This is a genomic window from Aeromonas hydrophila subsp. hydrophila ATCC 7966 (assembly GCF_000014805.1).
In the GTDB taxonomy this organism is placed as follows: Bacteria; Pseudomonadota; Gammaproteobacteria; order Enterobacterales; family Aeromonadaceae; genus Aeromonas; species Aeromonas hydrophila.
On record NC_008570.1, the window covers coordinates 3,065,774 to 3,090,982 of the forward strand.

Consider the following 25,209-nt stretch of genomic DNA (forward strand, 5'->3'; position numbering starts at 1 on the left):
TGATTACTTGAGGCCGAGCACGTCCTGCATGTCATAGAGGCCGGCGCCCTGCCCCTTGAGCCACTTGCCGGCGCGCACCGCACCGTTGGCGAAGGTGAGGCGGCTGGAGGCCTTGTGGCTGATCTCCACCCGCTCGCCGATGTCGGCGAACATGACGGTGTGCTCCCCCACCAGATCGCCGGCGCGAATGGTGGCAAAGCCGATGGTGTTGCGATCCCGCTCGCCGGTGATCCCCTCGCGGCCGTAGACGGCGCACTCTTTCAAGTCACGTCCGAGCGTCTTGGCCACCACCTCGCCCATGGAGAGCGCGGTGCCGGACGGTGCATCCACCTTGTGTCTGTGGTGCCCCTCGATGATCTCGATGTCGGTGTAATCCCCCATCACCTTGGCGGCCTGCTCCAGCAGCTTGAACACCAGGTTGACGCCGACCGAGTAGTTGGAGGCGAAGACGATGCCGATCTCGCCGGCGGCAGCCTTGAGTGCCGCCTTGCCCGCGTCGTCAAAGCCGGTGGTGCCGATCACCATCTGCTTGTGGTGAGCCCGGGCGAAGGCCAGGTTGGCCAGGGTCACCTCGGGGCGGGTGAAGTCGATGATGAGATCAAACTCGTCCCGTACCTTGTCCAGGCTGTCGCTGATGATGACACCGAGCCGACCCAGCCCGTTGAGTTCGCCGGCATCCAGCCCGATCACGGCGGAGCCCGGTCGCTCCAGCGCCGCCCCGACCACCACACCCTCGGCATGGCTGATCGCCTCCAGCAGCACCTTGCCCATACGACCATTACAGCCCATCACGGCCACACGGATCGGATTGTCCATCTCCACCCTCTCATCTCTATTAAGGAAAGAGACCGTTTTACCAGCCTGCGCCCGCTTTGAAAAGCCCGCCGTGGCCGCCATTAGCCACCCGAAAATTCAACAATATATCTCCTTAAATCCGAATATTTGACGGATTTAATCAATTAAGCAAAATCACCAGACAAAAAGCAGTATCCATCTGGACGGCTATCTTGACCCGGCGGGCGCGACTCACTACTGTAGACGCCCCATAGCGGCAGGATGCCCGCCACGCTCACCCCACTGCGGGCTGGCTGAGACAGGGAGGTCATGTTCAACCATCGAGGAACACATGATCCAGACTCAACCCAGCGCCAGAGCCCTGCTGCCTCTGCTGGTCTTTCTTGCTCTCTTTATCGGTACCGGCACCTGGCTGACCCTGCAGGGGGTCGAGTTCGCCTTCTATCAGCTGCCCGCCCCCGTCGCCGCCCTCCCCGCCGTCATGCTGGCGCTGGTGCTGGGCAAGGAGGGGTTCAACAAGAACCTCGAGACCTTCTTCAAGGGGGTCGGTGACAGCAACATCATGGCGATGTGCCTCATCTATCTGCTGGCGGGCGCCTTCGCCACCGTGGCCAAGGCCACCGGCGGGGTGGATGCCACGGTCGCGCTCGGCCTCTCCCTCATCCCCGGCTGGTTCCTGCTGCCGGGGCTGTTCCTCATCTCCGCCTTCATCGCCACCGCCATGGGTACTTCCATGGGCACCATTGGCGCCGTGGCACCGGTGGCGCTCGGTGTGGCCCAGGCTGCCGGCATCGATCCGGTGCTGATGGCGGGCACCATCCTCTCCGGCGCCATGTTTGGCGACAACCTCTCCATCATTTCCGACACCACCATTGCGGCCACCCGCAGCCAGGGCTGCGAGATGAAGGACAAGTTTCGCGAGAACTTCAAGATTGCCGCCCCGGCCGCCATCGGGGTGATCCTGCTCTATCTGACCCTGGGGTCGGTCGGGGATGCCCCTGCCACCGAGGCCCATGTCGAGCTGCTCAAGGTGATGCCCTACCTGCTGATCCTGGTGCTGGCCCTCTCCGGCATGAACGTCTTCATGGTGCTGGGGCTCGGCATTCTGGCGGCCGGCGGGGTCGGCCTGCTGGGGGATTACCCCCTCGGCCAGTTCAGCAAGGACATCTATCAGGGCTTCACCGGCATGCAGGAGATCTTCCTGCTCTCCATGCTGATCGGCGGCCTCGGCGCCCTGATGGAGCGCCAGGGGGGGCTGGCCTGGATAAGCTGCCGCATCAGCGCCCTCATCGCCCGCTTCACCCGTCAGCATGACGGCGAGCAGAACGAGAAGGCGGCCGAGCTCGGCATCGCCGGGGTGGTGAGCCTCACCAACCTCTGCACCGCCAACAACACGGTGGCCATCATAGTCGCCAGCAAGGTGGCCAAGGAGCTGGCGGATCACCACGGGGTCACCCCGCGCCGCGCCGCCTCCATGCTCGACATCTTCTCCTGCGTGGTGCAGGGGCTCATCCCCTGGGGTGCCCAGGCACTGCTGCTGGGCTCCATCTTCGCCCTCTCGCCGCTGGCGGTGGTGAGCATGAGCTTCTACCCCATGGCGCTGGCGCTGGCCGCCCTGGTGGCAGTGTTCGTCAAGCACCAGATGCGCAAAGCCGCCCACGCCTGATAGTGCGGCCGCCGGGTTCCCGAGGATCCGGCGGCCGAGCCGCGCTGTTCAACCCGGCGCGGCCTTGTTAAGGTGATCGCCTGTCAGCGCGATCCGCTCGTCGCCCCCCGCCCGTTCATCAGAGGAGCCCCCATGCCGGATACCCAGCCTGAAAGACAATCCCTGCGTCAGCTCATCCGCCAGCGCAGAAAGAGCCTGACCCAGGCCGAGCAGCAGCAGGCGGCCCAGCAGCTGGTTGCCCAGTTCAAGCAGCATCCCGAGATCCTGGCGGCCAAACGCATCGCCCTCTATCTGGCCAACGACGGCGAGCTCAACCCCCTGCCCGCCATCCACTGGCTGTGGGCCCAGCAAAAAGAGGTCTACCTGCCGGTGCTGCACCCCTTCACCCCGGGCCACCTGCTCTTCTTGCGCTACACCGCCACCAGCCCCATGACCCGCAACCGTTACGGCATCGCCGAGCCGGAGCTCGACATGCAGCAGGTGGTGCCCCACAGCACCCTCGATCTGATTTGCACCCCGCTGGTGGCGTTCGATGCGGCGGGCAACCGGCTCGGCATGGGCGGCGGCTACTACGATCGCACCCTCGCCTGCTGGCATGAACATCGGCTCGGCCCCAAGCCGCTGGGGCTCGCCCACGACTGCCAGCAGGTGGACGCGGTGCCGCAGGAGGAGTGGGACGTGCCGCTGCCCCAGATCATCACCCCCAGCCGCTGCTGGCACTTTCCCGGCTAGGACCATCGGCCCCCTCTGCCGCAATCGTCACGCCCTGCTGCCACAGCCATGGTGCAATGACATGGCGCAATAAACAGGCAAACGATTTACATCTTGCAGGTTTTTGGCCCGGAACGTGAGCTGGGTGGTCGCTCTGGGGAGGCGGCTTGGATATAATGCGGCCGCTTTTTTCCAAAGGATCGATCATGACTCAAGATGAAATGAAGAAGGCGGCCGGTTGGGCTGCGCTCAAGTATGTGGTTCCCGGCACCATCGTCGGGGTAGGCACCGGCTCTACCGTCAACCACTTCATCGATGCACTGGCGACCATGAAGGACGAGATCAAGGGGGCGGTATCCAGCTCCGTGGCCTCCACCGAACGCCTCAAGGGCTTCGGCATCACAGTGTATGACCTCAACGAGATCGACGCCCTCTCCGTCTACGTGGACGGTGCCGACGAGATCAACGGCACCCGCGACATGATCAAGGGCGGCGGCGCAGCCCTCACCCGCGAGAAGATCGTCGCCGCCGTGGCCGACAAGTTCATCTGCATCATCGACAACACCAAGACGGTCGACGTGCTCGGCACCTTCCCGCTGCCGGTGGAAGTGATTCCCATGGCCCGCGAATACGTGGCCCGCGAGATCAGAAAGCTCGGCGGCAACCCGGTCTGGCGTGAAGGGGTGGTCACCGACAACGGCAACCACATCCTGGATGTGAAAGGCATGGCCATCACCGATGCCAAGGGGCTGGAAGTGCAGCTCAATGCCATCGTCGGCACCGTCACCAACGGCCTGTTCGCCCACCGTGGGGCAGATGTAGTGCTGATTGGTACTCCCGACGGGGTCATCACCCAATAAAGTTGCCTGCCAAGAGGCAGCTCAACGGCATCATGGTCGGCACCGTCACCAACGGCCTGTTCGCCCACCGCGGGGCAGACGTGGTGCTGATTGGTACTCCTGACGGGGTCATCACCCAATAAGGTGCCTGCCAAGACGCAGCTCAATGGCATCATGGTCGGCACCGTCACCCACGGTCTGTTTGCCCACCGCGGGGCAGACGTGGTGCTGATCGGCACCCTGGAAGGCGTGGTTATCCAGTAATCCCCCTTCGGATGCAAGACGGCGCCCCATGGCGCCGTTTTTATTGGTTGCTCAATGAGTTGCAAACCCTCGTTTACAACTATCGTTGAAAACTTCAAAGAATTTGACTTTCGTCACAAATATTCCCTCTCCCAAACGTTTTTGCTACTTTACGGTTTTCTTCACACACCATATCTGCACTCACTTTTGCAAACATAGAGGGATCGTCATGACTGCCAAGTTTTCACTGGACAAGGATAAAATCAAGGTACTGCTGCTGGAGGGGGTTCACCCCAACACGGTGGAAACCTTTCGTGCCGCAGGTTACACCAGTGTGGAGTATCTGAAGACCTCTCTCTCCGAAGAAGATCTGATCGAGCGCATTCGTGACGTGCATTTCGTGGGGCTGCGCTCGCGCACCCAGATCACCGAGAAGGTGCTGGATGCCGCCAACAAGCTGGTGGCCATCGGCTGCTTCTGCATCGGCACCAACCAGGTCGAGCTCGACGCCGCCCATCTGCGCGGCATCCCGGTGTTCAACGCCCCCTTCTCCAACACCCGCTCGGTGGCCGAACTGGTGCTGGGCGAGATCCTGCTGCTGCTGCGCGGCATCCCGGAGAAGAACGCCAAGTGCCATCGCGGTGTGTGGGAAAAGCTGGCCAACCGTTCGGTGGAAGCCCGTGGCAAGAAGCTCGGCATCATCGGCTACGGCCACATCGGCACCCAGCTCGGCATCATCGCCGAGAGCATCGGCATGAAGGTCTACTACTACGACATCGAGAACAAGCTCTCCTTGGGCAACGCCATCCAGGTACCGAGCATGGTCGAACTGCTCAACATGTCCGACGTCATCAGCCTGCACGTGCCTGAGACCGCCTCCACCAAGGATCTGATCGGTGCCGAGCAACTGCGCATGATGAAACCGGGCGCCATCTTCATCAACGCCTCCCGCGGTACCGTGGTGGACATCGATGCCCTGGCCGACGTCATCAAGAGCGGCCACATCTCCGGCGCCGCCATCGACGTCTTCCCCAGCGAACCCAAGTCCAATGACGAGGAGTTCCTCACCCCGCTGCGCGGGCTGGACAACGTGATCCTGACCCCCCACATCGGCGGCTCCACCCAGGAAGCCCAGGAGAACATCGGGCTGGAAGTGGCCAACAAGCTGGTCAAATACTCCGACAACGGCTCCACCCTCTCCGCCGTCAACTTCCCCGAGGTCTCCCTGCCCGGCCACAAGGGTTCCAGCCGCCTGCTGCACATTCACCGCAACCAGCCCGGCGTGATGAACCAGATCAACCAGATCTTCGCCGACGAGGGGATCAACATCGCCGGTCAATACCTGCAGACCAGCAGCCACATCGGCTACGTGGTGATCGACGTGGAGACCGAACACAGCGAGAAGGCGCTGGCCAAGCTCAAGGAGATCGGCGGCACCATCCGTGCCCGTATCCTGCACTGATTGGCCTGCAGAGCCGTCCAGCAAAAAGCCCGTCGTGATGACGGGCTTTTTTATGCTGCGATGCTAAGCGCACATCCGCATCGTTGCTCTTTTGCCCCTTCTCCCCTCGCGGGAGAAGGGGTGGGGATGAGGGGAGAAGAGACCTCCCTCGCTCAGTCATCTCCCAAATGGAGAGAGCAATGACGCGAGAGAAAATGCGGCCTGACTTACCACCAACCCAGCAGGTTGCGGCCAACCAGCGCGCCCCACACCAGGGCGTTCAGGGCCAGCGCGATAAAGACGGCGGCGGAGCCCAGATCCTTGGCGCGACCGGAGAGCTCATGATGTTCGGAGCCGATGCGATCGACCACCGCCTCGACCGCGGAGTTGAGCACCTCGACGATCACCACCAGCCAGCTGATACAGACCAGCAGCAGGATTTGCTCGAGGGTATCGCCGATCCAGAACGCCAGCGGCATCAACAGCAGGATCAGCATCAGCTCCTGCCGGAAGGCCGCCTCGTTGATCCAGGCTGACTTGAGCCCCTTCATGCTGTAACCGGTTGCATTGATGATGCGGGTGACCCCGGTTGCCCCTGGCTTTGCCACGCTATCTACCTCATTTGGAATCGTTTTGGGGCTCACATCCTATCAGAGCCCCTCGAGGTTTCCATCAGGGGTTTTTTGCTTTATTTTATCCCTTTGCCTCTTCGGCACTCAGTCATTGCTACTGCCCACGCCACCCATTTCGAGAATCGAGTCGTATGTCCATTCACACCGATGAATTGCGCACCCGTCGCCTGGAGTCCCTGATCACTCCCAGCGAACTGGCGCACGCCTTCCCGTTAAGCGACACCGTTGCCCAGAATCTGCTGGATGCCCGCCGCGAAGTGGAAGCGATCCTGGCCGGTGAGGATCAGCGCCTGCTGGTCATCGTCGGTCCCTGCTCCATTCACGATCCGGCCGCCGCCCACGAGTACGCCCTGCGCCTCAATGCCCTGCGCGAGCAGTATAAAGAGAGCCTGTGCATCGTGATGCGCACCTATTTCGAGAAGCCGCGCACCATCGTCGGCTGGAAAGGCCTCATCAATGATCCGCGCCTCGATGGCAGCTTCGACGTCAACGAAGGGCTGAAACTGGCCCGCAAGCTGCTGGTGGACATCAACGCCCTCGGCATGCCCACCGCCACCGAGTTCCTCGACATGGTGACCGGCCAGTACATCAGCGATCTCATCACCTGGGGTGCCATCGGCGCGCGCACCACCGAATCCCAGGTGCACCGCGAGATGGCCTCCGCTCTCTCCTGCCCGGTCGGCTTCAAGAACGGCACCGACGGCAACACCCGCATCGCCATCGATGCGGTGCGTGCCGCCCGTCACAGCCACATCTTCTACTCCCCGGACAAGGACGGCAAGATGACCATCTACCGCACCGCCGGCAACCCCTATGGCCATGTGATCCTGCGTGGCGGCCACCGCCCCAACTACGACACCGCCAGCATCGATGAAGCGTGCGAAGCGCTGGCCGACGTCGGCCTGCCCGAGCGGCTGGTGGTGGATTTCAGCCACGGCAACAGCATGAAGGATCACCGTCGCCAGCTGCTGGTGGCGCAGGACATCTGCGATCAGCTGCGCCGCGGCCGCACCGGCATCGCCGGCATCATGGCCGAGAGCTTCCTGGTGGAAGGGCGGCAGGATGTGGAGAACGGCTGCGCCGTCACCTTCGGCCAGAGCATCACCGATGCCTGTCTGTCGTGGAGCGACACCGAAACCCTGCTGGCCATGCTGGCCGAGGCCGCCCAGGTGCGCCTTGCCAAGCAGCAGGGCTGAGTGCGGATGACGAACGCCGACTGGCGGATAGTGCCTCTCGACGAGACGCTGCTGGCGCAGTGGGCAACCCTGCGCCAGCAGCTGTGGCCGCACCACGAAATGGCGGCCCATCTGCAGGAAGGGGCCGAACTGCTGGCCGCAGCCCATCTCAACGCCTTTCTGGTGCTGGATGCGCAGAGCCAGGCGGTGGCCTTTGCCGATGCTGCCCTGCGCCACGATTACGTGAACGGCTGCGAGAGCAGCCCGGTGGTCTATCTGGAAGGGGTCTATGTGCAGCCGGCTTCGCGCCGGCGCGGGTTGGCCCAGGCCTTGATTGCCCGGGTGGCCCAGTGGGGCCGCGAGCTGGGTTGCCGCGAGCTGGCCTCCGATGCCGCCATCGACAACCTTGCCTCCCAGCAGTTGCACCAGCGGCTCGGCTTTGCCGAAACGGAGCGGGTCGTCTTCTTCAAAAAGGCCCTCGGCTGACGCCAGGGCCTTGCTTGTCTCTCACAGGCTCGGCATAAACCAGACCCGGCCGCCCGCCTCGATGCGATCGGTCTTTATCTGAAACACCTGCGCCAGCAGCGCCTCGTCCACCAGCTCGACGCCCCCCTCCCGCACCACCCGCCCCTGTTGCAGACAGAGCAGGCGATCGGCCCAATCGATGGCCAGGTTGATGTCGTGGATGGCGAGCACCACCAGCAACCCCTGCCCGGCCAGCTGCTTGAGCAGCCGCAGCAGCGCCAGCTGATGATGCAGATCCAGCCCCGCCAGCGGTTCGTCCAGCAGCAATACTCGCCCGCCCGGGTTGAGGCTCGGCCACACCTGCAGCAGGGTGCGGGCGATCAGCACCCGCTGCTGCTCCCCGCCCGACAGCTGGCTGAAGTCCCGCGCCAGCAAGGCTTCCAGCTCCAGCGCCTGACACAGCGCCTGAATGGCCTCGTTCTGTCTGGCCGCAGGTTGAGCCTCATCGAGCCCCAGGCTCAGCACCTGGAATACCGGAATATGGAACAGCTGGGGCTGGCGCTGGGGCAGCATGGCGCGCCGCTGCGCCAGCGCCGGCCAGCTCAAGTCCGCCAGCGACTCCCCGCCGATGCGCACCTCCCCTTGCCCCTGCAAGAGGCCGGCCAGGGCGCCGAGCAGGGTCGACTTGCCGCTGCCGTTGGGGCCAAGCAGGGCCACCAGCTGGCCCCCCTGCCAGGCAAGGTCGAGGGGGGCGAGCCGGTTGGCGACGGCCAGGGAGCTGGCCGCCAGCAAGGGGGGCTGACCCCCGAGGTGATCAGGTGCTGGCATGGGCATCTTGCCTCAACAACAGATAGATGAAGAGCGGGGCGCCGACCGAGGCGGTGATGACCCCGATGGGCAGCTCCCCCGCCCGCAAGGCGGAGCGGGCGATGAGATCGGCCGCCAGCAGCAGGGCGCCGCCCCCCAGCGCCGAGGCGGGCAGCAGGAAGCGCTGATCGCTGCCGCCGCACAGGCGCAGCAGATGGGGCACCACCAGCCCGACGAAGCCGATGACCCCGCACAGCGCTACCGCCATGCCGGTGAGCAGGCACACCGCCAGTACCAGCCGCACCCGCATCTTGTCCACATCGAGCCCCATCAGGCGGGCCTGGGTCTCTCCCAGCAGCAGTTGCTGCAGCGCCTTGCCCTGCCAGCCGAGCCAGCCGAGAGCCAGCGGGAACAGCAGCCACCACCAGGCCAGTTGCTGGCTGCCGTAGGCCAGGCTGCCCATCATCCAGAACATGAATTCACGCAGGGAGCCGTCATCGGCAAAGTACATCAGCCAGGTCATGGCGGCATTGGTGAGGATGCCAATGGCGACCCCGAACAGCAGCAGCCGGGCGTGACCAAGCCGGGCCCGGCGCGCCAGCCGAATGATCAGCATGGTCACCAGCAGGGCACCGCCGAAGGCCGCCAGTGACAACCCCCAGCCCGGCAGATAAACGCCGAGGGCCTTGGCCACCGCCATCGCCACCATGGCGGCCAATCCCGCCCCGCTCGAGACGCCGAGCAGGCCGGGTTCGGCCACCGGGTTGTGCAGCATCACCTGCAGCACGGCGCCACCGCAGGCGAGCGCCGCCCCCGCCAGCAGGGCCAGCAGGGCGCGCGGCAGGCGCAGCTCCAGCAGGATGCGCTGCTCGAGATCCCCCAGTGGCTGCCAGGGCAACAAGACGAATTCGCCCCAGGCGAGGGAGCAGAGAAACAGCGCCAGGGTCAGCAGCAGCAGGCCGAGCAACCAGCGCCGCTGCCAGCGCTGCTGGCGGGCGAGCAAAGAGAGATACACAGAGGCTCTCCGAAGGTGAGAACGAGCCGGCGCCAGAGCCTGTCGAGCAGCTGGCGCGAGTCATGAAAAACGCATGATAACAGCGTGTTACTACCCGAGGTCAAGGCTGGTAAGGCTTGGCGAGGGCGGCAATCTCGCCGCTAGCCACCAGCTCCTGCAGCGCCAGTGCCAGCGGTTGCTGCAGCGCCTGATGGGGGGAGTGCTTGCTCATGCCCAGATAGAGCACCACAGGTTGCGGCGGCTGATAGGCTGCCTTGAGCAGACCGGCCTCGTTGTCCTGGCTCAGGGCGTAGTCCACCTGGCAGTCGGTGCCGATCATCAGCGGCAGGTGGCCGCGCTGCACCATGCGCAGCAGCTGATCCTCGGTGGGCACCCCGTGCTTGTCGAGCCGGTTGTCTGCATCAAAGGGGGCAAAATAGGCCGAATTGAGCACATAGCCCACCTTCTTGCCCTGCAGATCGGAGTAGGTGCGCAGGGTCGATACCGCCGCAGCCTTGCCGTAGAAGGCCGGCCGGCACTGATAGTAGGCCGGCTGCAGATAATCGATGAAGGCTGCCCGCTCTGCCGTCATCGCCAAGCCGATCATCAGGTCCACCTGGCCGGTCTGCATCTGCTTGAGCGCCCGTCCCCAGGGCACCCGTTTCACCTCGAAGCGGATGCCGCTGCGGCGCTGCAACTGCTGCAAGATGTCCATGTCCAGTCCGCCGAAGCGGCCGTCCGGCTGCACGATCCGAAACGGCGGCCAGACATCGGTGGCCACCGTCAGGGTCGGCGCCCCATGCACCAGGCAGGCAAACAGCAGACCAAGCACACCCAAGCTTGTCTTGCCCATCCCGTACAACCCTCTGTGACTTCATCCTTGATGGATTAAAAATACCCTGCCGCCCCACTTATGAAAACCCGTGGTTCGGAGATAAAATGCGATTGATTTTAAAGGAGAACCTAATGAACCCTATCTTTACCAGCATCGGCCTGCTGCTGTGCAGCAACGTCTTCATGACCTTCGCCTGGTATGCCCACCTCAAGAGCATGAATCACAAACCCTGGATCATCGCCGCCCTGGTGAGCTGGGGCATAGCGCTGTTCGAATACCTGCTGCAGGTACCTGCCAACCGCATCGGCCATACTGTGCTCTCCGTCGGCCAGCTCAAGATCCTGCAGGAGGTGATCACCCTCACCGTGTTCGTCCCCTTCTCCATCTTCTATCTGAAAGAGGATCTGAAATGGGATTACCTGTGGGCCGGCCTGTGCATCCTGGGCGCGGTGTTTTTTGTCTTTCGCGAGAAACTCACCGGCGCCTGACGCTGTACACTCAATGACATTCGATGTAATTGCATCTGCTTGATAGACGAGGCAAAACCAATGGAATTGCGAGACATGCTACAGATCCTGGCCAAGCAGGATGGCTCCGACCTCTATCTGTCGACCGGCGCCCCCCCTTGCGCCAAGTTCAACGGCGGCCTGCGTCCGCTCAGTGAGACGCCGCTCGAGCCCGGCGAGGTGGCCAGAATAGCCGACGCCATCATGGACGGCGAGCAAAAGCAGCAGTTCGAGCGGGAGCTGGAGATGAACCTCGCCATCTCGCTGCCCCAGATCGGCCGCTTTCGGATCAACATCTTCAAGCAGCGCAACGAAGTGTCGCTGGTGGCGCGCAACATCAAGACCGAGATCCCCCGCTTCGAGGATCTGAAACTGCCCCCCGTGCTGCTCGACACCATCATGGAGAAGCGCGGCCTGGTGCTGTTCGTCGGCGGTACCGGCTCGGGCAAGTCCACCTCGCTCGCGGCACTCATCGATCACCGCAACCGCAACAGCGGCGGCCACATCATCACCATCGAGGATCCGGTGGAGTTCGTGCACCGTCACCGCAAGAGCATCATCAACCAGCGCGAGGTGGGGGTGGACACCCGCAGCTTCCACGCTGCCCTCAAAAACACCCTGCGCCAGGCGCCGGACGTCATCCTCATCGGCGAGATCCGCGATCGCGAGACCATGGAGCATGCGCTGGCCTTCTCCGAGACCGGCCACCTGGCCATCTCCACCCTGCACGCCAACAACGCCAACCAGGCGCTGGATCGCATCATCAACTTCTTCCCGGAAGAGCGCCGGCCCCAGCTGCTCAACGATCTGGGCAACAACCTCAAGGCCTTTGTCTCCCAGCGGCTGGTCAAAACCAGCGACGGTGGCCGCCGGGCGGCGGTGGAGATCATGCTGGGCACCCACACCATTCGCGACATGATCAAACGCGGCGAATTTGGCGGCCTCAAGGAGGTGATGGAAAAATCCAAGGCCCTCGGCATGGTCACCTTCGACAGCGCCCTGTTCGATCTGGTGGTGGAGGGAGTGATCGACGAGGAGGAGGCGGTGAAGAACGCCGACTCGGCCAACAACCTGCGCCTCAAGATCAAGCTGTGGAAGGAGAAGGGCCAGATCGCCAGCAGCAGCGATGCCACCGGCTGGAGCCTCGAGCCCACCAAGGACGAGAAAGACGATCTGTTCTGACCTCGTCCGCCCCCTGACGGCACCTGCAAACACCCGCTTCGGCGGGTGTTTGCACAAAAAACGCCCGCATCTGGCCGCCCTTCAAGGCCACCGCCCTCCCCGCCAGCCCAGCGCCGCCGTGACATCTGGTGAACTATCGCGCCATCTGCGACAGATTTTGTCATCACAAATGACAAAACCATCACTTCACCGAAAAACCGTGTGAGAAGTGTGAGTGAAAGCACTTTCATACTGGCTTCAAAGGAGGCAGTATCAAGGAGTTCTATCAATAAAGGGGTATTCAATGTTGTTACAACCTGCCAATACAGCACAGTCCAGACAGTTGCTGAACGAGACCATGGCCTTGGTTCTCGCAGGAGGGCGGGGCAGTCGCCTCAAACAGTTGACGGACAACAGGGCGAAACCGGCAGTGCATTTCGGCGGCAAGTTCCGCATCATCGACTTCGTACTCTCCAACTGCATCAACTCCGGCATTCGCCGGGTCGGGGTGGTCACCCAATACAAATCCCACAGCCTGCTGCGCCACCTCCAGTCCGGCTGGTCTTTTCTGCGCTACCAGATGAACGAGTTCATCGACTTGCTGCCCGCCCAGCAACGGGTGGACGAGGTCAACTGGTATCGCGGCACCGCCGACGCGGTCTACCAGAATCTGGACATCATTCGCGATCACGGCCCCAAATATGTGGTGGTGCTGGCGGGGGATCACATCTACAAGATGGATTACGCCGCCATGCTGCTCGATCACGTCAACATGGGGGCCAGGGTGACGGTGGCCTGCATCGAGGTGCCGAGGGATGAGGCGAGCGCCTTCGGGGTGATGGCGGTGGATGGGGATCGCAAGATCAACGCCTTCGTCGAGAAGCCCGCCAACCCGCCCGCCATGCCGGGCAAGCCCGACACCGCGCTGGCCTCCATGGGGGTCTACATCTTCGAGGCCGACTACCTCTACCAGTTGCTGGAAGAGGATCTCGCCAACCCGGCCTCCCACCACGATTTCGGCATGGACGTGATCCCGCGGGTGGTGCAAGAGGGCACCGCCTATGCCCACCCGTTCAGCATGTCCTGCGTCGGCTGCTGCCCGCAAAAGCGCCCCTACTGGCGCGATGTGGGCACGGTGGATTCGTTCTGGGAGGCCAACATGGATCTTGCCTCCGTCACCCCGGAGCTCGACATCTACGATCAGGACTGGCCCATCTGGACCAGCCAGAACATGACCCCGCCCGCCAAGTTCGTGCAGGACAGAAACGGCCAGCACGGCATGACCATCAACTCCATGTTTGCCGGCGGCACCATCGTCAGCGGCTCCTTCATCGTGAGCTCGGTGCTGTTTACCAATGTGCGGGTCGACTCCTTCTGCACCCTGGATCAGGCGGTGATCTTCCCCGGGGTCGAGATAGGCCCGGGCTGCCGGCTGCGCCGGGTGGTGATCGACAAGGGCTGCAAGCTGCCGGAAGGGCTGGTGGTGGGGGAAAACGCCTGCGAGGATGCCCGCCGCTTCTACCGCTCCGAGCAGGGCATAGTGCTGGTCACCAAGGAGATGCTGGCCAGATTGTGATGCCGAACAGTCATAGCAGAGGGAGTCATAGAGGCTCCCTTTTTACATTTGCTTACCGCTCGCCCCTTGCCTGACCGGTTGCCGGGCATGCTACTCTGCGCTCGGCCCAGCCTTCGTCTCACCATGGAATCGCATATGAAAAAACTGGATGTTGCCCGCCTTGCCAGCCTCGCCGACGAGGCCGCCCACTCCCCGCGCCTGCGCATGAACCACAACCTGCATCAGGAGCTGGCCGACCCCATCCAGCGCCTGGCCATCGCCATGGAGCCGGGCACCTATATCCGCCCCCATCGCCACCTGCAGACCTGGGAGCTGCTCACCTCGCTGCAAGGCCGCTTCGTGGTGCTCAACTTCGATGACGAGGGCACCGTCATTGCTCGCGCCGTGCTGGGGGAAGAGACCTCGGTGCTGGAAACCCCGGTCGCCAGCTGGCATGCGGTGCTCTCTCTGGATCCCGGCGCCGTCATCTTCGAGGTCAAACACGGCCCCTACGCCCCCTTTCGGGAAGAGGACTTCGCCCCCTGGTCACCGGCGGTGGACGACGTCGCCGGCCAGCAGGCGCTGATGGCCTGGTATCGCCACGCCGAAGTGGGCCAGCGCTGGCCGGGGCGCTGATCTGCCTCCACCCTTACGCGAACACAGCCAACACGCGCCAATAAAAAGACCCGCCAGCGGCGGGTCTTTTTTATATCTGAATGCGGGGTATCGAACACGAGCAGATGAGCTGGTTCAGCCCTTCTGCACCAGACCAATCTGGCCCGGCTCGCACCATTCGAACATCACCTCCTGGCTCTTGCCGCAGCAGGAGCCACCGCACACCTGAGTCTCCCGCTTGGCGACCCGCCCCTTGCGCATCCAGACGCCGAGCATGGCCTCCACCGCATCTTCCGAGGTGTGGAAGTGGCGGGCCAGCTCGCGCCGGCTCACCTTCTGCTGCGCGGCGAGGTACTCCCCCAGCTCACGCAGGATCACAGGGTCACCACCTTGCGGGCGACGATGTCGCCATGGCGACGGCCGGCCCACCAGAGCAGCAGCAGGGAGCCGCCGTAGCTCGCCACCCAGAACAGGCTCTGCTCGGGGTGCGCGGCAAAGGTGGCCAGCTGATAGAAGACGGTGGCGCACATGAAGGCCATGTAGTTGCACCAGGCGGCGGTCAGCAGGGCCCACTGGCGACCGGTTTCCCGCACCAGGGCGCCCATGGCGGCGGCGCAGGGCATGTAGAGCAGCACGAACAAGAGGTAGGCGAAGGCACCGGCCGCCCCGTCGAAGTGGCTCTGCATGTTGCCATAGGTGGAGACGTCCACCTCCTGCGCCTCGGCGGCAGCTTTCTGGTCATCCAGGTTGCCCACCGCCAGCCCCATGGGGTCGGTCGGGTCGATGTCGGCCAGATTGGTGGCGACCGCGGCGATCGCCTCCTGGAAGCTGCTTACCAGAGAGAACTCGCTCGCCTCCTCTTCCCCGTCGCCGCTGCCGGCGTAGAGGCTGTTGAGGGTACCGACCACCGCCTCTTTGGCGAAGATGCCGGTGACGATGCCGACCGTGGCCTGCCAGTTGTCATCGCGCACGCCGATGGGGTGCAGCACCGGGGTCACCGCCTGGCTGATTTTGCTCAACACCGAGCTTTCTTGGTCTTGGTGGCCGAAGCTGCCGTCGGTGCCGAGCGAGTTGAGCACGCTCAGCACGGCGACCACCAGCACGATGGTTTTACCGGCGCCAAAGACGAAGGATTTGAGCTTCTGCCAGGTCTTGATGCCGACGTTGACCGGGCGCGGCCACTCGTAGTCCGGCATCTCCATCAGCATGGAGTCACTCTTGCCCGGCAGCAGGGTGCTGCGCAGCAACAGGCCGGTGAGCACCGCCACCAGGATGCCGATGAGGTAGAGACCGAACACCAGGTTCTGGCCGGATTCGGGGAAGAAAGCCACCGCGAACAGGGCGTAGACCGGCAGGCGGGCACCGCACGACATGAAGGGGGCCATGGCCGAGGTCATCAGCCGTTCACGCTCGGAGTTGAGGGTGCGGGTCGCCATCACCGAGGGCACGGTGCAGCCAAAGCCCATCAGCATGGGGACGAACGCCTTGCCCGGCAGGCCGAGGCGGCGCATCAGGGCATCCACCACGAAAGCCGCGCGGGCCAGGTAGCCGGAGCTCTCCAGCACCGCCAGGAACAGGTAGAGGCAGCCGATCACCGGGATGAAGGTGGCGACGGTCTGCAAGCCGACGCCAAAGCCGTCCGCCAGGATGGCCCCCAGCCAGTCCGGCGCATGGATCAGCCCCAGCAGGTGGTGGACGCCATCGACAAACAGGGCGCCGCCCATGATGTCGAAGAAGTCGATGAAGGCGCTGCCCACCTTGATGGCGAACATGAACATCAGGTACATCACCAGCAGGAAGAAGGGGATGCCGAACCAGCGGTTGAGCAGCACCCGATCGAGCCGCTCGCTCTGGGCCGCAGTGAGCTTGCCCTTCTGCTGGCACGCCTGGGCGGCCCACTGGTGGATGTGGCCGTAACGGATGTCCGCCAGTTGCAGGTCCACATCCTGCCCGTGGTGAGCGCGAGCCACCACGTTGGCGGCTGCGGCCTGCTGGCCGGGCAGCAGGGTCTCCTGCATCACCGCATCCTCTTCCAGCAGGCGCAGGGCGCGACCACGGGTGGTGAGGTGGTGCGGGGCGAGCAGGGTCTCGAGCTCCGCCAGATCTTTTTCAAGCTCATGGCCGTAGTCCAGCAACAGCGCCGGCTGCGGTTGGCCGATGAACTGCTGGATCTGGTTCTTGAAGGCGGCGACCTGCTGGCGGTTGTGGGCCGAGAGGGCCACCACCGGGCAGCCGAGGGTGTTGGCGAGCTTGCTCTCGTCGATGGTGATGCGCCGCTTTTGCAGGATGTCCATCTTGTTGAGCACCACCACCATGGGCAGCCCCAGCTCGCGCAGTTGCAGCGTGAGGTAGAGGGAGCGCTCCAGGTTGGCGGCGTCGATGACGTTGAGCAGCAGATCCGGCTGCTGGCCCTCCACGAAGCGGCTGGCGATCTGCTCGTCCAGGCTCCCCTCCTGGTTGGCCAGGCTGTAGATGCCGGGCAGGTCCATCAGTTTGTAGTCGTGACCCTGGGCGCTGAATTCGCCCATCTTCTTGTCGACAGTGACACCGCTCCAGTTGCCCACCTGCTGGCGGGCCCCGGTCAGGGCATTGAACAGGGAGGTCTTGCCGCTATTGGGATTGCCGACGGTTACCAGGGAGTAGTTCATACCGGTTCAACCTCGATAGTGCTTTGACCAAGACGATTGTTTTGTGAGGTGTGTTTCATACCGGCTCGACCTCGATTTGCTGGGCAAGGCTTTTTTGCATGGAGAGGCAGATCCCCTGACACTGGATCTGCAGCGGATCCCCGAGCGGGGCCGCGCGCAAATAGATGACTTCAGTCTGGGGCAACAAGCCCATCACCATCAGCTTGCGCCGCAGGGGACGGGTTAATTGATTCATGTTCTTGATGCGAGCACTCTGTCCCGGTGACAACTGCGCGAGTACCATGACTGACTCCTGAAGTTAAACAATAATAATTCTCTTTTACTTGGGGCATTATAATCCGTGTTTTCAACGCTTATTTGAGTAAAATCAAACTCCGCTTAGCTAACCCACAAATAACTGCCATGAGTCACGACAACAACAGCCGCCTGGTTTACAGCACGGACGGCGGCATCATCAAAGAACAGAGCCAGCCGCAATCTGCCTCCCCCTTCCCCACCGACGGGGTGGTGCGCATCCGCCGCGAAACCAAGGGGCGCAAGGGCGCCGGGGTCATCACCATCCACGGCGTCCCGGCCGAACAGCAAAAGAGCCTCGCCACCCTGCTCAAGAAAAAGTGCGGCACCGGCGGCGGCCTGAAAGAGGGGGTGATCGAGATCCAGGGGGACAAACGGGATCTGATCAAGGCCGAGCTCGAGAAGGCCGGTTTCAGCGTCAAGCTGGTGGGCGGCTGATCCCCGCGCTGCCCGGCTTGCGTCACTTTCGCTTTTTCCCTAGAATGCCCGCTCCCATCGAGGGGGAGTAGTCTCGCCAGCCGGCCCCAAACCGGTTCGCGACCCTGATCAACATACTTGGTGCCAACTCACCATGGTCAGGGTGATCCACGCCAGCCGCGGATTTGACAAGACCTTTGACGGGCCAGTGCCAATACCGGGGACGGATGGCGCAGGCTTGTCTCAGGTATAACAATTCCGTCCCCCGGTCATTTTTATGGAAGCCTTGTTAACCTCAACCCTCAGCGTGGCCATCGCCGAAATCGGCGACAAGACCCAGCTGCTGGCGCTGTTGCTCATCTGTCGTTTTCGCAAGCCCTGGCCCATCATCGCCGGCATGCTGGCAGCCACCCTGCTCAACCACGCCGGCGCCGCCTGGCTTGGCGAGTTCATCAGCCGCTGGCTCGATCCCAAGGTGATGACCTACCTGGTGGCCGGTGCCTTCATTGCCATGGCCGCCTGGATCCTGGTGCCGGACAAGATGGACGACGAGGAGAGCCCGCTCGACAAATACGGCCCCTTCATGGCCACCTTCGTGCTGTTCTTCATCGCCGAGATCGGCGACAAGACCCAGATCGCCACCGTGCTGCTGGCGGCCAAATATGACTCGCTGACCCAGGTCATCACCGGCACCACCCTCGGCATGATGCTGGCCAACGTGCCGGTGGTGCTGCTTGGCAAGCTGGGGGCCGATCGCCTGCCGCTCAAGGGGATCCGCATCGCCTGCGCCATCCTGTTCGTGGGCCTCGGGGTGAGCACCCTGCTGTTCGCCTGACCCGGCCGGATCAGAAGGTGGCGAGGCAAGGGTGAGCACTTGCCGACGCCGCTCCCGCGCCCATGTCGTGTCCTTGCAAGCAAGCCCCGCCCTTTGGCGGGGCTTTTTGCATCCGCTTGCCGGGCTGGTCGCGCCCGCAGACGGGGGCTGCCAATCGGCGCCATGGCCGTGGCATAATGCGGCAAACCTGATGGAGCATCCCATGCACTTCACTTCAAGACAGACGTTGCTCGACTGGGTCAGGCGTGGACGCCTCGAGCGGGCCAGCCTGCCCGCCGCCCTCGCCCTGTGCGAGCTGCCCCCCGGCCCTGCCCGCTGGCAGTGGCTGTTCGATCGGCTGCTGCTCTGGCTTGGCAGCCTGTGTCTCGGCGCCGGCCTGGTGTTCTTCGTCGCCTTCAACTGGCAGGAGCTGGGCCGCCTCTCACGCCTCGCGCTGCTGGAGCTGCCGCTGCTCGCCATGCTGCTGTTGCTGTGGCGCAAGCCCCTCGCCGACAGCCAGCGCCAGGCGCTGCTGCTCGCCATCGCCCTCAACATCGGCGCCCTGCTGGCGCTGGTGGGGCAGACCTACCAGACCGGTGCCGATCCCTGGCAGCTGTTCGCCACCTGGGCGCTGATGCTGCTGCCGCTGGCGGCGCTCGGCCAGAGCCCGCTGCTGTGGACCTTGAGCTGGCTGCTCGGCCAGCTGGCGCTGGTGCTCTACTGGCGGCTCGGCCTGTTCAACTTCTTCTTCGCCTTCAACGAGGAGGCCCTCGGCTGGTGCCTGACCCTGTTCAACGCCGCCCTCTGGGGCATATTGCTGCTGGTGCCCGCTCACTACCGGCTGATGCCCTCCTGGCTGGCGGGGCTGGCCGCCGGGTTCGGCGTCACCCTGCTCACCCTGCTGGCGCTGTTCGATGTCGCCTCCCCCTGGGTCTGGCCGGCCTGGCTCGGCTGGCTGGCGGCAGCCTACCTGCGCTGGCACCACAGATTCATCGCCGGGCTCGCCATGGGCTGCCTGAGCCTCATCGTGGTGCTGCTGACCGCGCTCGGCAAATGGATGGAGCCGGACGTGGATGGCTTCCTGCTGCTCTGCCTCATCGCCATCGGCCTGTCGGTGGCGGCCAGCCGCTGGCTGCAACAACAACGGAGGCCCCATGAGTGATCTGACCCCCTGGCAGCGACTGCAACGGGCCCGGCTGGTGGAAGGGGATGCCCCCCGTGACGACCAGCCCCACTGGTCGAGCCGCTTTCTGCTCGGCATGGTGGGCTGGATTGCCGCCCTGTTCCTGCTGTTCTTCCTGTTCATGTCGTTCTCCCAGCTCACCCGGGATGCCGACAGCGCCCTGCTGATGGGCGTCGTGCTGATGGTCATCGCCTTTTGCCTCAACCGCTTCGCCACCCGCAGCGATCTGTGGGATCAGTTCGTGCTGGCGCTGGCGCTGGCTGGCGACGCCTGGCTGCTCTACGGCCTGCTCGATCGGCTGGATCTGCACTCGGCTCCGCTCTGGTTCGGCCTCGCCCTGCTGTCACTGGCCATCGCCGCCCTGTTCGAGCACTGGTTGATCCGGCTGTTTCACAGCTTCGCCGCCGCCATCCTGCTCACCCTTGGCCTCGCCTGCCTCGGCCTGCAACTGCTGGCCCTGCCGCTGGTGATGACGGCGGTGGCCCTCTGCTGGCTGCAGGCCGAGCGCGATCCACTGCGCCATCAACTCTATGAATCCCTCACCCTGGGGCTGGCGCTCTCCCTGCTGGTGCTGGGGCGTCTGCACCACCCGCTGTGGGACGGCGGCGCCAGCATGCTCGACGAGCTGGGCCACTCCCGCCTGCCGCTCTGGCTCAACCCGCTGCTCTGCGCCGCCCTGTTGCTGGGGCTCATGGTCCGGCTGAAACTGCCGCTGCTGTACGGGCTGCCGCTGGTGCTGATCAGCGCCCTCATCCCCGGCATGGGGGCCGGCGCCCTGGTGCTGGTGCTCGGCTTTTATGCCGGCAGCGTCGGCCTGATGACCCTGGCCGGCCTGCTGCTGGTCGGCTTTGGCTCCCTCTATTACTACGATCTGGGGCTGACCCTGATGACCAAATCCTGGCTGCTGCTGGGCTCGGGCGCCCTGCTGCTCGGCGCCCGCCAGCTGCTCAAACGGCTGAGCCTGCGGAGCCCCTCATGAGACGACTCGCCCTGCTGCTGACCGGCCTCGCCATCCTGGCGGCCATCAATGTCACCGTCTGGCGCTACGAACGCGCCATGAGCAGCGGCGAGGTGGTGCTGCTGCGCCTCGCCCCGGTCGACCCGCGCTCCCTGATGCAGGGGGATTACATGCGCCTCAACTACGAGCTGGTCCGCCAGCTTGGCAACCGGCAGCAAGATGAAGCCCCCGCCGACACCCTGGTGATCCGCCTCGACGAGCAGCAGGTCGCCAGCTGGGTGGAAGGGGGCAAGCCGGATCAGCTGGCCCGCGATGAGCGGCGGCTGCAGGTGCGCCGCAGCGACGGCCAGTGGCTCATCGGCCCCGATGCCTACTTCTTCGAAGAGGGCACCGGCGAGCAGTACGAGGCGGCGCGCTACGGCGAGTTTCGTCTGCAGGAGAGCGGCAAGGCGCTCTTGGTGGGGCTTCGCGATGAGCAGTTGAAACCGGTGGGAAATACCAGAGCGCGCTGGTAACTACTGGCAATATCAGGCTTTTTTGCCCACACTAGGGCAAGATGGATCGCCCGCGCTACGCCAAGGAATGCCCATGAGGATAAGGTTTTGCGGTTGCCTGCTGCTGTTGTCATGCCTTGGCACGGCGCAGGCCGAGCTCGGCAAGCTGGAGTACCTGACCGAGGATTATCCCCCCTACAACTTCACCGACCAGACCGGTCAGCCCGGCGGGCTGGCGGTGGAGCTGCTGCAGCTGATCTGGCAGCGCACCCAGACCCCCGCCCAGCCCATTCGCATCCTGCCCTGGGCGCGGGGTTACTACCTGCTGACCCAGAAACCCAACGTGGTGCTCTTCTCCACCGCCCGCACCGACACCCGCGACCCCCTGTTCAAGTGGGTGTGCCCCATCGGCTACTCCGAGTACGTGCTGCTGGCCCACAAGCGCCGCCCCCTCACCCTCAGCGCGGTCGAGCAGATCAACGACTACCGCATCAGCGCCGTGCGCGCCGATGCCTCCGAACAGCTGCTGCTCAACCGCGGCATGGACGAGAGCCGCATCATCTCCGCCAACCGGCTGAGCCAGGCGCTGAAGATGCTGGTGTCGGGCCGCGCCGATCTGCTGGCCACCGGCAAGCTGGCAGGCTATGACGCCATCAAGGCGCTGCAGCTCGATGCCAATGACTTCACGGTCGCCTTCGTGCTGGATGCCGAGGAGCTCTGCTACGCCTTCAGTCGCCAGGTGGATGACGGCGTCATCAAGCAGTTCCAGCGTGCCCTCACCCAGGCGCTCGCCTCTTCGGAATATCAGGGGCTGCGGCTCAAATACCTGCCCGCCCCCTGAGCAAGGCCCGCTACCTCTCACCGCCAGTGCACGGCGAGTGGCGATTTGGCGGGCTTTGATAACACTTGAGAATGACGCTACACCCCACCAGGATGGCCAACATGAAAAAATGGATTGGATTCGCCGCACTCGCGTTTGTCACCCTCGCCCAGGCCAGCCCGGAGCTTGGCAAGCTGCACTACCTCACCGAAGAGTACAAACCCTACAACTTCTCCAACGAATCCGGCGCCCCCACCGGGCTCGCCGTCGAGCTGCTGCAGCAGGTCTGGCAGAAGACCAACACCCCGCAGCAACCCATCACCATCATGCCCTGGGCGCGGGGTTATTACTTGCTGACCCAGAAACCCAACGTGGTGCTCTTCTCCACCGCCCGCACCGAGGCGCGGGATCCGCTGTTCAAATGGGCCTGCCCCATCGGCTATGCCGAGATCGTGCTGATGGGGCTGGCCAAGAGCCCGGTCAACATCGCCAAGCTGGAAGATGCCGAAAAGTACAACATAGGGGCGGTGCGGGCCGACGTGGGGGAGCAGCTGCTGCTCAACAACGGCTTTGACGAGCAGAAGATCATGACCGCCAACCGCCTGCCCCAGGCACTCAAGATGCTCACCTCGGGCCGGGTCGATCTCATCTCTACCAACAAGACCACCATGCTGGATCTGATCGCCTCCCAGCAGCTGGATCCCGCCCAGTTCAAGGTGTTCTGGATGCTGAGCTCGGAGCAGTTCTGCTTCGCCTTCAGTCACCCGGTGAGCGACGAGCTGGTCAAGGAGTTCCAGAGCGGCCTGACCCAGGTGCTGGCCAGCAGCGAGTTCCAGCAGATCCAGGCCAAGTACTTCCCCGCCCGCTGAGGGGCGGCATGAAAAAGGGGCCCGCCGGGGCCCCTTTTGCTTGTCTGTCTCGCCTGCGCAGTCAGCTCGGCCGACGGCGCTGGCGCTTGACCTCGTACATGCAGGCATCGGCCAGCCTCAGCGCCTCGTCCACCGTGCTGCTGGCCGGATCGATGGCCACCACCCCCACGCTGGCACCGGGGTAGTGCAGCAGGCCGGCGGGCACCTCGAGAGGCACCAGGCTCGCCTCGAACAACCGGCGCTGAAAGCCCTGCACCGCCGCCTCCCGCGTCTCTTCGCCGCACTGCGGCCCCATCCCCACCGCCACGAACTCGTCGCCCCCCACCCGCGCCAGCAGATCGCTGCCGCGCAGCACGGTTGACAGCGCTGCGGCGACCCGTTGCAGCAGCAGGTCGCCGGTGTCGTGGCCGTGGGTATCGTTGATGGCCTTGAAGCCGTCGAGATCGATGAAGCCGAGCAGCAGCGGATGCTCGACCCGCTCCGCCAGTGAAAACAGCCGGTTGAGCTCGTGCATCAGCGCCCGCCGGTTGGGCAGCCCGGTCAGCGGGTCGCTCAGCGCCTGGCGTGACAGCTCGTGGTTGGCCTGCTGCAACTGCTGCAGCAGCTGTTCGCGCTCCACCTGCTCGGCGATCAAGCGGGCAAAGAAGGCGATCAGGTGATCCGAGCCCGCCGTCAGCGGCTTTTGCTCGGCACTGGCGGCGCACAGGGTGCCATAAAGAGAGCCCGAAGGGGTCTGCACCGGACAGCTCAGGTAGGTGCGAATGCCGAGGGCCCGCGCCGCCTGGGAATCCCCCCAGCAGCTCGCCACATCCTCGGTGTAGAAGCGCCCCTCGTCGAGGGCCCGTCGGCAGAGGGCATCGCCCCAGGCCACCGAGGCCCCCTCGGGGATCTGCAGGTCGGCGCTGTTGCGGGCAAAGCGGATATGTTGGGTGTCGTGACCAAGGTCGATTTCGGTCAGATAGGTGGATTCAAGCCCGGTGACCGTCTCGAGCATCTCCAGCAGCGGGCGGGTCAGGCTCTCCAGATCCCGCGCCCCGGTCACTTGCAGCGACAACGCCTGCAATATTCTGTCCATGCACACCTCCCTGCTTGCATGTCTATTCCTGAAACGATAGCCAACCCCGGGGGCCATTCACAAGCCGCGTGCCCCCGCCGTGGCACAAATTTTGCGGTTTTGGCGGCCTTTGTCGTCGAACGACCCTCGATTGTCCGGCAACGCGCTCCGTTTGCAGCCAACGCGGGGCGGCCCGACCTGAGCCGTGGTGAGCGCCCCCTATTGAGGGCAGCAGCGCCTGTCGTGCGGCGTTATTGGCTACGGCGGCTTCGCTGTGAATGCCGTCGAGGGCTGGGCCCATGCTGGCCCCAGGTGCTCATCGCCTTTGTGGATGGCGCTGTCCCGCTGCTCTGTCTCTGCCCGGCTCTCTGCTTATCCTGCTTGTCTGCTTATCAGCCAGACGCGGCGCTCATCTTCCATCACACCCCGGCCGCGGGTCAATCGCCGGTTGCCACTTTGCAGCAAAGGAGAAAAACCATTTAATTCTGATAGTTGCATCACTAATTTCATGGATTTGGATGGCCCCGCCGAAGCGGGTTCCGTAAGATGACCATCGGCCCCTGTTGGCCCCGAGTATTCATGGATGGTCAAGGGCGCAAGGTGGCGGCGACAGTCAGGGGCGGCAGCGTCTCTGGCGGATAGCGCGCGGACTGTGAGCCCGCCGCCCTGTTTGGCCCAACACCCGATACGACTCGGCGCTCTCCGGGTTATTTGACCCGCATCAGGCGATGGCGGACGTCACCCAGCTCGACCTGGATCACCTGGGAGCGCTGCATGGCATCGACCCGCTGCAGCATGTCGGCGTTGTACTGCTTGCGCCGCATCCACTGCATGGGCTCCTCGAAGCTGCCTTCGTTGACGATAAAGGTATCCGTGTAGGTGTCGTTCACTATGCTGACCACCCAGATGCGCTGCTGAAACTCCGAGAGTTCGGCAAAAAGCGCAGCGCCACGGGTTGCGAGCCAGCGCCCTGCCCGAGTGATCCTGTTTTTACTGCCAACGAGCCGGTTTGCCATAACTGATAAGGGTTGGATAAAGGACGGTTGGGCATCCTAGCATTCCAGAGGATGGCGCACCAAGCAGCGGGAGGGTCGCCTTTCCCACCACGGGATTAGGCGCAGGGTGCAATAAGCCTGTAGGGTCGATTAGCGCAGCGTAATCGTCCGCGGTAACCATCCCCTCCCCTCTTGCGGGAGAGAGGTAGGGTGCCAATAAGCG

General features: G+C 63.9%; 27 protein-coding genes. 17 read left to right on the plus strand and 10 right to left on the minus strand.

Features of this window, described 5'->3' with window-relative positions:
* Positions 1–3 precede the first annotated feature (3 nt).
* Entirely contained in the window at positions 4–816 is an 813-nt protein-coding gene (gene dapB / locus AHA_RS13785) for a 4-hydroxy-tetrahydrodipicolinate reductase (protein WP_011706537.1), read from the minus strand.
* Positions 817–1,126: 310 nt separating this feature from the next.
* Here dapB and AHA_RS13790 point away from each other — a divergent pair, with 310 nt between their 5' ends.
* From AHA_RS13790 to serA, 4 genes are all read left to right on the plus strand, one after another.
* Entirely contained in the window at positions 1,127–2,461 is a 1,335-nt protein-coding gene (locus AHA_RS13790) for a Na+/H+ antiporter NhaC family protein (protein WP_011706538.1), read from the plus strand.
* 132 nt (positions 2,462–2,593) lie between these two features.
* A complete protein-coding gene (locus AHA_RS13795; RefSeq protein WP_011706539.1) occupies positions 2,594–3,193 on the plus strand; it encodes a 5-formyltetrahydrofolate cyclo-ligase in 600 nt (199 codons plus the stop codon).
* A 185-nt stretch (positions 3,194–3,378) separates the two neighbouring features.
* Positions 3,379–4,032, plus strand: coding sequence for a ribose-5-phosphate isomerase RpiA (gene rpiA, locus AHA_RS13800; RefSeq protein ID WP_011706540.1), 654 nt, complete (start codon positions 3,379–3,381; stop codon positions 4,030–4,032).
* Between the two features lie 451 nt (positions 4,033–4,483).
* A complete protein-coding gene (serA, locus tag AHA_RS13805; protein WP_024946386.1) occupies positions 4,484–5,716 on the plus strand; it encodes a phosphoglycerate dehydrogenase in 1,233 nt (410 codons plus the stop codon).
* A 206-nt stretch (positions 5,717–5,922) separates the two neighbouring features.
* Here the strand turns inward: serA and AHA_RS13810 are convergent, their stop codons facing one another.
* On the minus strand, positions 5,923–6,303 hold the full coding sequence (locus AHA_RS13810; protein ID WP_011706544.1) for a diacylglycerol kinase: 381 nt from the start codon (positions 6,301–6,303) through the stop codon (positions 5,923–5,925).
* Between the two features lie 155 nt (positions 6,304–6,458).
* Here AHA_RS13810 and AHA_RS13815 point away from each other — a divergent pair, with 155 nt between their 5' ends.
* Both AHA_RS13815 and aac(6') read left to right on the plus strand, forming a co-directional pair.
* A complete protein-coding gene (locus AHA_RS13815) occupies positions 6,459–7,523 on the plus strand; it encodes a 3-deoxy-7-phosphoheptulonate synthase (RefSeq protein WP_011706545.1) in 1,065 nt (354 codons plus the stop codon).
* Positions 7,524–7,529: 6 nt separating this feature from the next.
* Positions 7,530–7,988: an aminoglycoside 6'-N-acetyltransferase gene (gene aac(6'), locus AHA_RS13820; RefSeq protein WP_011706546.1), complete on the plus strand. Its 459-nt coding sequence runs from the start codon at positions 7,530–7,532 to the stop codon at positions 7,986–7,988.
* Positions 7,989–8,009: 21 nt separating this feature from the next.
* Here the strand turns inward: aac(6') and AHA_RS13825 are convergent, their stop codons facing one another.
* From AHA_RS13825 to AHA_RS13835, 3 genes are all read right to left on the minus strand, one after another.
* Positions 8,010–8,795, minus strand: coding sequence for an ATP-binding cassette domain-containing protein (locus AHA_RS13825; RefSeq protein WP_164927683.1), 786 nt, complete (start codon positions 8,793–8,795; stop codon positions 8,010–8,012).
* A complete protein-coding gene (btuC, locus tag AHA_RS13830; protein ID WP_011706548.1) occupies positions 8,782–9,789 on the minus strand; it encodes a vitamin B12 ABC transporter permease BtuC in 1,008 nt (335 codons plus the stop codon). Before btuC ends, AHA_RS13825 begins: the two co-directional genes overlap by 14 nt.
* Before the next feature lie 100 nt (positions 9,790–9,889).
* Positions 9,890–10,621, minus strand: a complete 732-nt coding sequence (locus AHA_RS13835) for a substrate-binding periplasmic protein (RefSeq protein ID WP_011706549.1) — start codon at positions 10,619–10,621, stop codon at positions 9,890–9,892.
* 113 nt (positions 10,622–10,734) lie between these two features.
* On the opposite strand from AHA_RS13835, the gene AHA_RS13840 reads away from it, so the two are divergent.
* The 4 genes from AHA_RS13840 to AHA_RS13855 all read left to right on the plus strand — a co-directional run bounded on the left by AHA_RS13840 (position 10,735) and on the right by AHA_RS13855 (position 14,461).
* Positions 10,735–11,091 carry a DMT family protein gene (locus AHA_RS13840; RefSeq protein ID WP_005302630.1) on the plus strand — a complete coding sequence of 119 codons (357 nt, stop codon included), beginning with the start codon at positions 10,735–10,737 and terminating at the stop codon, positions 11,089–11,091.
* 60 nt (positions 11,092–11,151) lie between these two features.
* A complete protein-coding gene (gene tapW / locus AHA_RS13845) occupies positions 11,152–12,291 on the plus strand; it encodes a type IVa pilus ATPase TapW (protein WP_011706550.1) in 1,140 nt (379 codons plus the stop codon).
* Positions 12,292–12,574: 283 nt separating this feature from the next.
* Positions 12,575–13,846 (plus strand): glucose-1-phosphate adenylyltransferase, encoded by a 1,272-nt coding sequence (glgC, locus tag AHA_RS13850; protein ID WP_011706551.1) that lies wholly within the window; start codon positions 12,575–12,577, stop codon positions 13,844–13,846.
* Between the two features lie 135 nt (positions 13,847–13,981).
* Positions 13,982–14,461 (plus strand): WbuC family cupin fold metalloprotein, encoded by a 480-nt coding sequence (locus tag AHA_RS13855; RefSeq protein ID WP_164927684.1) that lies wholly within the window; start codon positions 13,982–13,984, stop codon positions 14,459–14,461.
* Positions 14,462–14,575: 114 nt separating this feature from the next.
* Here the strand turns inward: AHA_RS13855 and AHA_RS13860 are convergent, their stop codons facing one another.
* From AHA_RS13860 to AHA_RS13870, 3 genes are read right to left on the minus strand one after another with little or no spacing between them, the layout of a single operon-like run.
* Positions 14,576–14,818: a FeoC-like transcriptional regulator gene (locus AHA_RS13860; RefSeq protein ID WP_011706553.1), complete on the minus strand. Its 243-nt coding sequence runs from the start codon at positions 14,816–14,818 to the stop codon at positions 14,576–14,578.
* The gene (gene feoB, locus AHA_RS13865) at positions 14,815–17,088 is read right to left on the minus strand and encodes a Fe(2+) transporter permease subunit FeoB (RefSeq protein WP_011706554.1); all 2,274 of its coding nucleotides are present in this window, start codon (positions 17,086–17,088) and stop codon (positions 14,815–14,817) included. Before feoB ends, AHA_RS13860 begins: the two co-directional genes overlap by 4 nt.
* Positions 17,089–17,143: 55 nt before the next feature.
* On the minus strand, positions 17,144–17,371 hold the full coding sequence (locus AHA_RS13870) for a FeoA family protein (protein WP_005302641.1): 228 nt from the start codon (positions 17,369–17,371) through the stop codon (positions 17,144–17,146).
* 119 nt (positions 17,372–17,490) lie between these two features.
* On the opposite strand from AHA_RS13870, the gene AHA_RS13875 reads away from it, so the two are divergent.
* From AHA_RS13875 to AHA_RS13905, 7 genes are all read left to right on the plus strand, one after another.
* Positions 17,491–17,820: a translation initiation factor gene (locus AHA_RS13875; protein WP_043123987.1), complete on the plus strand. Its 330-nt coding sequence runs from the start codon at positions 17,491–17,493 to the stop codon at positions 17,818–17,820.
* A gap of 256 nt (positions 17,821–18,076) precedes the next feature.
* On the plus strand, positions 18,077–18,634 hold the full coding sequence (locus AHA_RS13880) for a TMEM165/GDT1 family protein (protein WP_010633534.1): 558 nt from the start codon (positions 18,077–18,079) through the stop codon (positions 18,632–18,634).
* Between the two features lie 202 nt (positions 18,635–18,836).
* Entirely contained in the window at positions 18,837–19,775 is a 939-nt protein-coding gene (locus AHA_RS13885) for a DUF2157 domain-containing protein (RefSeq protein WP_024945953.1), read from the plus strand.
* The gene (locus AHA_RS13890; RefSeq protein WP_011706557.1) at positions 19,768–20,775 is read left to right on the plus strand and encodes a DUF4401 domain-containing protein; all 1,008 of its coding nucleotides are present in this window, start codon (positions 19,768–19,770) and stop codon (positions 20,773–20,775) included. Before AHA_RS13885 ends, AHA_RS13890 begins: the two co-directional genes overlap by 8 nt.
* Positions 20,772–21,269: a GDYXXLXY domain-containing protein gene (locus AHA_RS13895; RefSeq protein ID WP_011706558.1), complete on the plus strand. Its 498-nt coding sequence runs from the start codon at positions 20,772–20,774 to the stop codon at positions 21,267–21,269. The genes AHA_RS13890 and AHA_RS13895 overlap by 4 nt, the downstream gene beginning before the upstream one ends.
* A 73-nt stretch (positions 21,270–21,342) precedes the next feature.
* Positions 21,343–22,089, plus strand: coding sequence for a substrate-binding periplasmic protein (locus AHA_RS13900; RefSeq protein WP_011706559.1), 747 nt, complete (start codon positions 21,343–21,345; stop codon positions 22,087–22,089).
* Positions 22,090–22,190: 101 nt separating this feature from the next.
* Positions 22,191–22,937: a substrate-binding periplasmic protein gene (locus AHA_RS13905; protein ID WP_011706560.1), complete on the plus strand. Its 747-nt coding sequence runs from the start codon at positions 22,191–22,193 to the stop codon at positions 22,935–22,937.
* Positions 22,938–22,998: 61 nt separating this feature from the next.
* On the opposite strand, the gene AHA_RS13910 is transcribed toward AHA_RS13905, so the two are convergent.
* Both AHA_RS13910 and AHA_RS21905 read right to left on the minus strand, forming a co-directional pair.
* On the minus strand, positions 22,999–24,012 hold the full coding sequence (locus AHA_RS13910; RefSeq protein ID WP_011706561.1) for a GGDEF domain-containing protein: 1,014 nt from the start codon (positions 24,010–24,012) through the stop codon (positions 22,999–23,001).
* 686 nt (positions 24,013–24,698) lie between these two features.
* Positions 24,699–24,893: a hypothetical protein gene (locus tag AHA_RS21905; protein WP_237701898.1), complete on the minus strand. Its 195-nt coding sequence runs from the start codon at positions 24,891–24,893 to the stop codon at positions 24,699–24,701.
* Positions 24,894–25,209: the final 316 nt, after the last annotated feature.